The 11,451-nt window shown below is 32.9% G+C and carries 9 protein-coding genes and 1 pseudogene; 4 read left to right on the top strand and 6 right to left on the bottom strand.

Annotated features, from left to right (window positions below; genetic code table 11):
* Nucleotides 1-2,180, top strand: a pseudogene (locus I2F23_RS13010) (YadA-like family protein); the annotation flags it as partial.
* A 234-nt stretch (nt 2,181-2,414) separates the two neighbouring features.
* The gene (locus I2F23_RS13005) at nt 2,415-3,419 is read left to right on the top strand and encodes a YrzE family protein (protein ID WP_195773008.1); all 1,005 of its coding nucleotides are present in this window, start codon (nt 2,415-2,417) and stop codon (nt 3,417-3,419) included.
* A 47-nt stretch (nt 3,420-3,466) separates the two neighbouring features.
* On the opposite strand, the gene I2F23_RS13000 is transcribed toward I2F23_RS13005, so the two are convergent.
* The 5 genes from I2F23_RS13000 to I2F23_RS12980 all read right to left on the bottom strand — a co-directional run bounded on the left by I2F23_RS13000 (nt 3,467) and on the right by I2F23_RS12980 (nt 8,217).
* Nucleotides 3,467-4,945: a subtype B tannase gene (locus tag I2F23_RS13000; RefSeq protein WP_195773007.1), complete on the bottom strand. Its 1,479-nt coding sequence runs from the start codon at nt 4,943-4,945 to the stop codon at nt 3,467-3,469.
* Nucleotides 4,946-5,162: 217 nt separating this feature from the next.
* Entirely contained in the window at nt 5,163-6,026 is an 864-nt protein-coding gene (locus I2F23_RS12995; RefSeq protein ID WP_195773006.1) for a MurR/RpiR family transcriptional regulator, read from the bottom strand.
* 67 nt (nt 6,027-6,093) lie between these two features.
* The gene (locus I2F23_RS12990; protein WP_195773005.1) at nt 6,094-6,363 is read right to left on the bottom strand and encodes a hypothetical protein; all 270 of its coding nucleotides are present in this window, start codon (nt 6,361-6,363) and stop codon (nt 6,094-6,096) included.
* Nucleotides 6,364-6,773: 410 nt separating this feature from the next.
* Entirely contained in the window at nt 6,774-7,343 is a 570-nt protein-coding gene (locus I2F23_RS12985) for a hypothetical protein (protein WP_228284823.1), read from the bottom strand.
* A gap of 652 nt (nt 7,344-7,995) precedes the next feature.
* Nucleotides 7,996-8,217 (bottom strand): transposase, encoded by a 222-nt coding sequence (locus I2F23_RS12980; RefSeq protein WP_323127207.1) that lies wholly within the window; start codon nt 8,215-8,217, stop codon nt 7,996-7,998.
* A 671-nt stretch (nt 8,218-8,888) separates the two neighbouring features.
* On the opposite strand from I2F23_RS12980, the gene I2F23_RS12975 reads away from it, so the two are divergent.
* On the top strand, nt 8,889-10,094 hold the full coding sequence (locus I2F23_RS12975) for a tyrosine-type recombinase/integrase (protein WP_195773002.1): 1,206 nt from the start codon (nt 8,889-8,891) through the stop codon (nt 10,092-10,094).
* A gap of 373 nt (nt 10,095-10,467) precedes the next feature.
* Here the strand turns inward: I2F23_RS12975 and I2F23_RS12970 are convergent, their stop codons facing one another.
* Entirely contained in the window at nt 10,468-10,869 is a 402-nt protein-coding gene (locus I2F23_RS12970; protein WP_195773001.1) for a hypothetical protein, read from the bottom strand.
* Nucleotides 10,870-11,290: 421 nt separating this feature from the next.
* Here I2F23_RS12970 and I2F23_RS12965 point away from each other — a divergent pair.
* The coding region (locus I2F23_RS12965; protein WP_213014676.1) for a helix-turn-helix domain-containing protein at nt 11,291-11,451 on the top strand (161 nt) is incomplete at its 3' end.

The raw sequence follows: 11,451 nt of genomic DNA, 5'->3' as shown, positions 1-11,451 counted from the left end.
TTGCTTCAGGAAACCAATCTATCAGTATTGGTACAGGTAACCAAGTGACTGGAAATAACTCAGGTGCCTTTGGTGATCCATCTATTATTAATGGTGCAAATAGTTACTCTGTGGGTAACAACAATACCATTAGTACAGACAATACTTTCGCTTTAGGTAATGATATTACTCAAACGACAGCAGGTTCGGTTGTTTTAGGGAATAACTCAGCATCTCGTACGGCTTCTGGCGTGAGTGGTTATACACCAACTGCAGCAACAACAGCCGACCAAGCAGCGATTACAGCAACAACATCAACAACAGGCTCCGTTGCTGTTGGTGATGCACAAAATAATATATACCGTCAGGTTACAGGTGTAGCGGCAGGTACAGCAGATAGCGATGCAGTAAACGTTGCTCAATTAAAAGCTGTAGATAACAAAGTATTGGCCTTAAAAACGGAAGGAAATACAATCTCTGACAATGCAGGCCATAGCAATGCATCTACGGCAACTAGCAACACCTTAACAGATGGTACCAATACAACCACGACCACTGCATCTGGAACAACGTATGGTAAAGCTGATCCATCGAACTTAAGTAGTACCCAAGTAAACCAAACTGGTTTGAGCTTTAAAGATGCATCAGGCAATAGCACAGGTCCAAGCGTTACTGCTTCAGGCTTAGATGCAGGAAGCTTAAAAGTTACAAATGTACAAAATGGTACGATTGCAAGTAACTCTAAAGATGCTGTTAACGGTGGTCAGGTTGCAAGTATCTCTCAAAGTGTTGCAAATGCAATTGGTGGGGTGCAAGTCAATCAAGATGGAACACTTACAAACCCAACTTACAATATTGCTGGTGGAACGCAAACCACTGTATCAGATGCACTGAATGCCTTAAATCAAGCTGTTGAAAGTGCGAATACAACTGGTAAAGACATTAATGTTTCTAAAGTTACTGTGAGTGACTCAGCAGGAAACAGCAGTGTGACTAATCCAACTGGAACAACAGTTAAAGACAATTCTGGCAACAGTAGTGCAACTACAGCCAATGGTCTTTCTGTACAAGATAGTGCTGGGAATAAAGCGAGCTATGGTGCGACAAGTACGGTTTATCAGGCTGCTGATCATTCAAGTACAACCATTGGTACTAATGGTCTAAGCTTTAAAGACAGTACAGGCAATGCAACTGGGCCAAGTGTTACAGCATCTGGTATTGATGCTGGTGGTAAGACGATTACAAACGTTGCAGCAGGTGTGAACTCTACAGATGCGGTAAATAAAGGACAGCTTGATGCTGCTGTGAATACAGTTAGCAACACAGTGAATACTTTGTCTGATTCGGCAGTGCAATACGACAAGAATGCGGATGGTTCTGTGAACAAAAGTCGAGTTACCCTGGGTGATGGAACAACAGCGACAACACTGACCAATGTTGCAGATGGTCAAGTGGCTGCTGGTTCGAAAGATGCTGTTAATGGTGGTCAGCTTGCGAATGTACAGTCTCAAGTGACAGCAAATACCAACAGTATTAATAGTTTGAATAGTACAGTGAGTGATTTAGCAACAGGTAAGTCGGGTACGATTCAACAAGCTGATAAGAATGGAGACATTAATATTGGTAAAGATTCAGGTGGTACGAAAGTAAATATGGCCAATAACACAGGTGCGAGTCGTACAGTGACAGGCGTATCTGCAGGTGCTGTGAGCTCGACATCGAGTGATGCGATTAATGGCTCACAGTTATATCAGGCAAATACATCGATTGCGAATGTGTTAGGTGGCAATGCGAAAGTTGCAGCAGATGGGACAATTTCGACAAGCAACATTGGTGGTACAGGACAAAGTACAGTTGATGGTGCAGTGAGCAATCTTAATGGTCGTGTTGGTAATTTAGAAAGTGCATTTAACCAAACACATCAAGAGCTCAGTAAGTTTAGAAATGAAACCAATGCAGGTATTGCTGGAGCAATGGCAATTGCATCATTGGGGCAACCTATTGAAAAAGGTGCGTCAGCAATTAGTCTTGGCACAGGAAATTGGAATAATAGTACGAGTATAGCTTTAGGTGCCAGCATAATTAGTGAAGACCATCAAATCATGGGTGCTCCTGTAAATTATATCTGGAAAGCAGCAGGTACAAGTAATTTTAGAGGAGAGTCTGGGGGTGGTGCTTCTGTCACTGTCACTTGGCGATAATTAAATCTTAGTTGTCTATAAAATTAAAGGGTCGAGTTAAATAACTAATTGGGCCCTTTTTATATTATTTAAATAATTAATATATAGTTTTAATAAGAAATACTTAAATCAATTGTTTTGTATGTGTTAAGAAATCACAGTATTTAATATTTATCGTTATCTAGATATAATTGTACAGTGTGTTATACAACGCAAATAAAAATAAATTTTAAAATTATATAATTGGAGTTCAAGATGAGTGACGTAGAATCTCGTTTTAAAAGAAGAATATCATGGCCAAGTATTTTTGCAGGAACATTAATTGTTTTAGCAATCTCATTTCTACTTTCTATTCTTGGAATTGCTTTAGGCTTCTCGATGTTAGATCCTTTATCTACAAATGATATAGGTAATGGTTCTGGAACAACTTTAGGTATATGGACAGGCATTTCTTTACTGGTTAGTTTGGCGATTGGTGGATTTGTTACTGGTAAACTCGCTGGTATTCACGGTGCAATACATGGTTTTTTAGTTTGGTGTTTAGCACTTATTGTTGGACTGTTTATCAGTATTTCTACATTAAATAATGCTCTAAATTTAACAGGTAGTTTAATTGGTTCTGTGACATCTGCAACAGGAAGTGTGGCATCTTCTCTAACACATGGCGCATCTCAATTGCTCTCAGATGCAGATCTCAATCGTTTCCTACCAAATTCTTCAGAAATTATGGATTCTGGAAATAAAAATGTTATTAATGCTTTGGAAAAGAGCGGTATACCAGAGTTACAACCCGATTATTTAAACTCTCAACTCAATTGGGCAAAAGATAAGACTCAAGCATCTTTAAAAGAAATTGCTGTTAACCCTCAAAAGAGTGATGAAATTATTAATAATTTAGTTGCTGCACTTAAAGATCGTGTACAAACAATTAATCATTCGATTAGTAAAGAGGATGTTAAACAGGCGATTACCAAAAATAGTAATATGACAAGTGCTGAAGCAGATCGTGCTGTAGAAAATTTCTTAAAAGAAAGAGATATGGCCGTTCAAAAAGTAAATCAAGCTTTTGATCAAGTCCAAACTACGATTAACAGTACGAAAGAAAAGTATGAAGTGATGAAACAAGAGGCTCGAGAAAAAGCAGCTATCGCAACGAAAGCAGCGGCTAAGGCAGCATTATGGGCATTTATCGGTTTATTTATCGGTGCTTTAGTGAGTAGTTTCTCTGGTCGAGCTGGCGAAAGAAAAGCTTATAAATAATAAGTTCCTTAGTAAAAAGACATGCTTTTAGCATGTCTTTTTTTATATTATAATCGGCTAATCTGGTTAACCCAAGAAAATAGCTCATTTAAATCATAATCACCACTATGTGGTACTCCCCATGGTAGTGCAAAGTCCACTTTTTTATTTTTATTTTCTAACCGAATAGCCAAAATTGTAGGAATAGCTAAACTCGTATCTTTGTCATAAGCACCATGACGTATTCTCCAATACTGACTCACACCTGAATCATTTAAATAGTTCATCGGATTCATCATTTTAATAATTTTTTTGTCTGCCATACTATTCGTTTTGGCCTGATTATTTGCAAGCGCATACGATGTGAAATGCTGTTTATCGTGCTGTAAATTACCAAATTCTTCATTTTCCCCTGAGGATAAATCAAGTGCATCGAAAGCAGGTGGCGTTTTGGCTCGTCCTAGATATTCTAAGTATCCATTAAAATTAATATCGACTACTTTCTTACCATCTTTTTTTATCCATTCATAAGAAGATAAATCTTTACCATTGTCTATTGCCGATTGAGCAGATCTAATCAAATAATCTTTGATTAAATTTTTAAATGATCCATTCCCCATACTATCTAACGTAAGTAATTTACCTTCTTTATCATATAATTTTAGGGTATTTAAATATTGTGGAAATGCATTCTTTAAATCATTAGAAACTTTAATCTCATGAGAGTTAAGTACTCCAGGTACAAGCTTCCTTTCGACTTTATAATCAAGCATAGAAATATTCATCTTTTTATAGTCATGAATTTGATTGAGCTGCCATTCATATGCCATGTCTGCATGATCTAAATTTGTAATTGGACAATAAGATGAAACTGCAAATATTTTATCGCTTGTTTGTGCTGCACCTAATTTATTTAAATAAGGAATATAATCTTTATTGTCGCCTGTTGCGCCCAGTAATGCAGACATAGCACCACCTGCACTTGTACCATTGGAAATTATTTTATTTGCATCACCTGGCATCACTTGATCATTATATTTGAGATATCTAACTGCAGCTTTTAAATCAACAATGGCGGCTGGTGCTTTACCATAGCGGTCTGTACGCCCTCTTGCACCTGGTGATACGGCAACATAACCTTGTGCAATCGCATATGCAAGTGTACTTGGTGTATTGATATTTTTTCCACTTCGAGGTCCCATCGGTGGGCCTTGCTGTATTAATGTTGCAGGAGTTGCTGGCATATAACCTCCTATATTATTTTGAAAAAATATAGGAGCTGTATTTGCATTGTATCCATTAATTGAATCATTCTTGAAATATTGTTCTGGAATATAAATATTTATTACTTCATATTTAATATCAGCAGGATGTTTTACATAAACAATATTGGTATAAGCACGAACTTCGATATCTTTACCATCAACATGTACATGTTCAGTTTTATATGTATCTTTATCAAATTCTAAGTGATAAGTTTTTGTATCCGCATGAGAAATAGTACCCAATAGGATACTTGAACAAATTGTAAGTATTTTAAATTTCATCTTTCATTGATCATAAGTTTCGTAGATTTATCCTAAAATATTCATACATAAAAAAGAATGCTTCCTTTTACAACAATTGTATTTTAGATGTATAAAATCGACATAATTACTTCAAGATTTCTACATTCACTGATCGTTGGATCATTTAATTCTAGAAATGATTCACAGCCATTTTTAAGGTTTAGGTAATGATATAGGACTTAAATCATATATCAGATTATTTTGTATTAAAATATGCACCAGATTTAATGAGAAAATTTTCATTAAATTCCACTTTATCTACAGCCTGTTGCCCATGTTTAGCCAATAATGCACTTAATAAATTCTCAGAAATACTCATACCGGATGAAATAGACGGGAAGAAGGAAGGACCATCAGTTGAAAATAGAAGTGTTGCCACTGATTTTTTTGATAAGGGTGAAATTAAACTATCTGTAATAGCAACAATTTGACACCCTGCTTCATAAGCAGTTTCAAGGATAGAAATGGTTTCTCTAGAGTAAGGTTGGAAGCCAACAATTAAAACGGTATCTTCTGAAGAAAAATCTCGCATATGCATTTCTAAATTAATAGCTAAACCATCAATTAATGTAATATTTTTTTTAAATAATTTGTAAACGTAAAATATAGACCAAGCGATGGGAAAGCTTCCTCGAAACCCACAAATGTAAATATTTTTGCTTTGATCAATAGTATCAACAACCTTATAAAAAGAATCTTTGTTTTTTTCCTGTGTAGATACTAAGTTTTTCATTTGAGACTGAAAAAATTCATCATATACAATGTTACTCGTTTGAGTCACAGAATGATTTAAAATTTCCTTGGCTTTAGACGTATATTTATTTGTTTCTCTTAATCCATTTAAAATAATAAAGTCATCTTTAAGAGCATTCCATCCTTGGTAGCCTAAACTTTGGGAGAGTCTTAGAAGTGTTGCAGGCTTAACTTCTGCCTTTTGTGCAAAAGCACGCATCGACAATATTATCAATTCTTGCTCATTCTCTAAAACAAATGCTGCAGCACGTTGAAGCTCTGGTGAAAGCTCATCAAAATGAGCTGTTATCTGTTTTCTAGGATCCATAAATTTTATCTTTGCTTCAATATCTATAGTATAGCTGATTCAACCATATCATCGAATAAGATCTAAATTAATGCGTGCAGAGCGGTTGATTATTCTCTCCAAGTAAAGGTTGTCTGTATAATGTACCATTTTTCAAGATAGCCTGATAATTTGCACACATATTTTCATCGTATTCAATATGTGCATTCGAGTATTTTAACCTTTTATCTACTTTCTCAAACGCAATAACTTCTGCGCTAGGTAGTGCATCGTTTCCATAAAATCTTGTAATATTTGTATGATGTGTTGCACATGCTGTTAAACCAAAAGCACAAATAAGAAGTAATATTTTTTTCATACTATGAATGTATTAAATATAAGTAGTTATTTTATTTTCCATTAGACAACTTCAAAAATATATTCCTCATATGTTGATTTTTGTATATTTAAATCAGCCATATTAGGCCCAAGTTGTAGAAAAATAATATTTTATCTGCAATAGATCTGATTATATTAAAGACAAATATTTGAGTATTTCCATCAGTCATTTAATTTGGTCACCATTCAGTATAACACTCTTATTAATAAATTTTAATTTTGCTAAATTATCTAAAGCTAATTTTTAGATGTAATAACCCCATTAAAAAAGCAAAAATAGTATTACTTCTTTGACAAATATTATTCTCAGGGGTAATACTATCAAAATTAATTGCATAGACAGAACTAGAAAAAAACAAAGCAATAGAAAGTATCCAAGAAGTGATTCATTTACTCGTCACATACATCCTCATTCGGTAACTTGAATACCATTCCATTTGATGCTTTATCAACAGCAAGGGAGGCCAATAGCCGTTTTTTTGTATTGGTGGTTGCCCCATAAATCTCTTCAATAACACTCCCACCGCTAGGAGACTTCTCATCAGGGATTTTTTTAAAGATACAGCTAATTGCTCTTGAGTCCGCATTACCGATGGTCTGCAGTGCAGTACGATTATTCACATCAACTAACAATGAAGCCTGTAAGGTTCTAGCATATTGACTTACTGCTTTTTGTTGACTCTTAGGATAAGTCCGCTTGATGTAGGCATCAATGTCATCACGAATACCATTGCCATCGTTATCAATACCTCGTATTGTATCTTCTCTTTCTAATCGAGGAAGTGCACCCGAATCTTCCATTTTTGCAATTTTTTGCGCGGAAGACTCCTGTTGTGATTGGATTTTTTGTGCAGTGGCTTGAGGTTTTGGAGATGGTGATGAATTATCAGAACCTCCAAAATCAATTTTACATGCGGTGAGCATCCCCAAATATAAGAAAATAACTAAAATTTTTTCCATCAAAATTTACATTAATGTGATTTATTTCACATTTTAACATAAATTTACAATCTGATTGAATAGCTTTGACTGCACTGATTCATTTTTTGAGCTTCAAAAGTTGTGTTCCTAGCGGTTGTCATTGGTATTAACTTGTTCAAGTCATTTTTTCTTATCTACTCGATTTCGTTCTGCTATTGTATAAAGTTAATTAAGTCCTATTTGAGCTTTTGATTCTGTTCTTTAGTACACTCGAACATCTGACGTAAAGCATTTTTTATAAGGATTTAAACAACCGACTGGAACAAGACCATCGATTTATTAAATGACGGATTCGATCCAAGTTAAGTTTTAAATCATTTCGGTGTACCAAGATCATTTTATCTGCATTGAATGGATGCACATACTTCGTAAAAGACAACCCAATACACTAAAAGATGGAGTAATTCGTAGGATTATTTTATCTATTGATCGCGTAAAATATCAAAAATAATCATATATTCACCTTTAATTTTTGAATACGACACAACCCAACTTCTTGTCTTACTTATGACTAAATTGTATTGGCCTTTCAACAACCTAAATAAGTTTTCGATCTTATTTCGTTGGTTCAAATAGTACTTATCTTTTTTAAGTGCCTATATTGATTTCATATTCTTCCGATAATAGCCTGCTAAATCAAACTCTTACAATTGCATTTCCCTTCGAAACTTTGGCCAATATGGTTACGATCTATATAGATTGTCACTTTAAACCCTTCAACTAAATCTTCTACCATTTTAATATCAGCAACGCATCCATCCGATAATTCTGTACTGGCCATATATCTATCAGTATTCATAGCCACATGCAACTTACAATCAAAGAACCAAACACTTGAAACGAAATTTCGGATAGAAATTTATGATGAACAACCCATTGATTTTTGCATAGAGGTAGCATGGTTGAGTCAAATCATGAATAAGTGATTTATTTATCTTGTATAAATCCAGTAAGCAAAGCATATAATGCCAATTGATGCTTACTAATCAAATTAGTTATACGTTGACAACATGATAAGTGTTTAAGCCATAGTTCTGATATTTTTTAAGAAAAAAAAAGATTTTAGAGCTTCTAAATTGAAAGGATTTATAGTAAATGGCAATAAATATGATTTCAGAGAAGTTGAGCTTAGCTGTATTCGTTTAAGATATTGATTCTGCTTTATAAATTTAAAATAAGTGGGTTGAAATTTTAGAAAAAAATCATTAATAGTAAAGCAGTCATGTGTTGTAAATCAACTTATGGCTTTAACACTTGTCTTTTTCAAATAGATCCTTCAACCTGACTCAAGCTAACTAATATAAATAATCAACATATTACATGATATAAAAATTTAATCTCTAAAGGCTAAAAATAGATTTGGTACCTAAAGTGGTTACCAAAAAATCATTAATGTAAATAATAATTTTATAAAACAAAAACTTAAAATTTTATATGATGCGTAGTCTACGCATCATATAAAAGCCCTTTTACTTTGATATAATTAATTTAACTACCCGAATTATATTACTTGTTTAATAAATAATGAGTCTTACTGAAATTGAAGTTCGTCAAGCACATCCTAAAGAAAAGATTTATTTTTTATCTGACGAAGATGGGCTCAGTTTAAAAATCGATTCAAATGGAAGAAAATCATGGTCTTACCGTTATACAGATCTAAATACAAAAAAACGTCGTCGCATTCAACTAGGCATCTATCCTAGTATATCTTTGAAAAAAGCACGACAAATAAGAGATAATTTTAAAGATAATCATTTTTGTTTTGATAAAAATACTTATTCTAAATCAATAACTTTTTGCAAAGTGGGTGATGAATGGCTTGAATTTAAGCTTAGAAATTCATTTAATGATTCACCACGATGTGGTGTAGTACAATTGGCAGAAACATGTTTAAAGCATGATGTTTATCCTGAACTTCAGGATAAACCTTTTCAAGACATTACTCGCTATGACCTTGTATCGGTAATTAAAAAAATAGAGGAACGCCAAGTCAAAGAACCTGTTAAAAAAGCCTGTAGCTATTTGAACCAAATTTATGACTATGCTGTTGCCATGGGCTATTGTAACTATAATATTGCTTATGGTTTAAATAAAATTACGATTAATCAAAAAATAAAGAAAAATTATCCTTATTTGAAAGCAAATGACTTATCCGACTTTATAAATAATTTACAAAAACTAAATGTTCACCCTATTATAAGAAAAGCGCTAATGTTCAAATTACATACGGGTGTAAGAGGAGCCGAGTTACTTTTAGCTGAGCCAGATCATTTTGATTTAAATAATAAAATTTGGAAAATTCCAGCACTCCATATTAAGCAGTTCCGAAGAAAAGTTATTTTAGGGCATGATATTCCTGATTTTTTAGTACCACTATCAGATCAGGCTCTAGAAATTTTAAAAGATGTTATGCAATGGTCATTTAGTGAAAAATATATTTTTGCTAGCCCAAGAAAGAAAAATCAACCTCTTCATTTTAATACATTAAATATGGCTATACGCAAGATGGGATATAACAAAAATCAACTTTCCTCTCATGGGCTCCGCTCTACTTTTAGTACGATTTTAAATGGTTCAGGCTTATTTCAAGATAATTGGATTGAAGCACAGTTATCACATATCGATAAAAATCATACACGGGCAAGCTATAACCATGCTGACTATTTAGTTCAACGTACCGAAATGATGCAGTGGTGGAGTAATTATTTAAGTATGACAATAAAAAAATAATATTATTGTTCATATCAAAAATTTAATTATATATAGATTAATAGTAGTAAATTTATATTATTAACAATACTATAATTATCCTTTAATAAAAGGTGTTAATTTCATGATTTTAAAAAACCCATAGAAGACATTCTAGATTTTAATATATGACTCTATTTTTGTACGATAAAAAAATATTATAACAATCATTTTTATTATTAAAATATAAAGATAACTAATTATCAGTCTAAAAAATCAAATTTATAATATCTTATATTTACTACTATTAGTAAAATATCAGTTTTTATTAAAACCCTCACCATATAGATGAGGATTTCTAATTAGATTTAATTACTAAGCAATCATTATTAGTCTGATCAATTAGTTAACTATATTAGTTATGCCAGAAATTTAAAGTTGATTGGTTATTAAATTTAGCTTGGTATTTATATATTTTATTAACTTCCATGGAATAACACATGTCATTAGGTTTCCCCATATGCTGAGAAAAGTCTTCACAGGTTATCATTTTTAGATTACCTTTTCCTTGTTCTCCAGGATATGCATTTGAAAAATATTTAGTCATAAAATCAATTTTCTTCTGACAAGTATTACCACCATTATCAGCTGAAACTTTTACAGCTAAACCCTTTTGAAGTAATCTATCTCCTCTATTGTAAGGTAGTACTCCACAAATCCTATATCCCGATTGGGCATAACTAGATGTTGTTAAAAACACTGTACAACTCAATAGGCTAAGTATGCTAAAGATAGAGAATATTTTATGTTTAATCATGACCGTCTCATTTAAAGGTATCCAAATTATGGACCAACAAAGATATAAATATGAGTAATATGATCTTTATTATTCACTCATTTTAATCAAATAGCGAAGCTAGTATTTCACTAATAATTATATACTCATTTAACTTTATTTTATTTTTTTGTGATTAATTTTACAAAAAATAATTTAACTAACTTAGATAGATACTCCTGCTAACCGTTCTAAAGTACTCAATTTTCATCTATTAAACTAAATAATATTATCTCGAACCCATTTATTCACCTGTATAAATCTAGACCAGAATAGTCAGATCATAGTCTCAAAAAGGCTCTTTGAATATCTTTAATGGACTCAAACTCTCATATATTTTTTGACACAATAATTAATTTGAAGTGATATAGTCAAACAATCAAAAATATAAGACAATTTAAAAATGAGTTATTCAGAACATTTTAGACGAAAAGTGATAGCGAAGCTTGAGGAAGGATATTCCATACGAGCGGTATCGACACAATTTGAAATTGATAAAAATACAATTTTGAGCTGGAAAAAACGAATTGAGGTTAAAAGAACTCGCCCACGCAAACCTTTTAA

This window comes from Acinetobacter pollinis, assembly GCF_015627175.1.
In the GTDB taxonomy this organism is placed as follows: domain Bacteria; phylum Pseudomonadota; class Gammaproteobacteria; order Pseudomonadales; family Moraxellaceae; genus Acinetobacter; species Acinetobacter pollinis.
This window is presented reverse-complemented; position numbering and strand designations above follow the sequence as displayed.

What these genes read in the sequence shown, in the direction of transcription:
- I2F23_RS13005 (WP_195773008.1), top strand. Translation starts at nt 2,415, where the DNA reads ATGAGTGACGTAGAATCTCGTTTTAAAAGAAGAATATCATGGCCAAGT.
- I2F23_RS13000 (WP_195773007.1), bottom strand. Translation starts at nt 4,945, where the DNA reads ATGAAATTTAAAATACTTACAATTTGTTCAAGTATCCTATTGGGTACT.
- I2F23_RS12995 (WP_195773006.1), bottom strand. Translation starts at nt 6,026, where the DNA reads ATGGATCCTAGAAAACAGATAACAGCTCATTTTGATGAGCTTTCACCA.
- I2F23_RS12990 (WP_195773005.1), bottom strand. Translation starts at nt 6,363, where the DNA reads ATGAAAAAAATATTACTTCTTATTTGTGCTTTTGGTTTAACAGCATGT.
- I2F23_RS12985 (WP_228284823.1), bottom strand. Translation starts at nt 7,343, where the DNA reads ATGGAAAAAATTTTAGTTATTTTCTTATATTTGGGGATGCTCACCGCA.
- I2F23_RS12975 (WP_195773002.1), top strand. Translation starts at nt 8,889, where the DNA reads ATGAGTCTTACTGAAATTGAAGTTCGTCAAGCACATCCTAAAGAAAAG.
- I2F23_RS12970 (WP_195773001.1), bottom strand. Translation starts at nt 10,869, where the DNA reads ATGATTAAACATAAAATATTCTCTATCTTTAGCATACTTAGCCTATTG.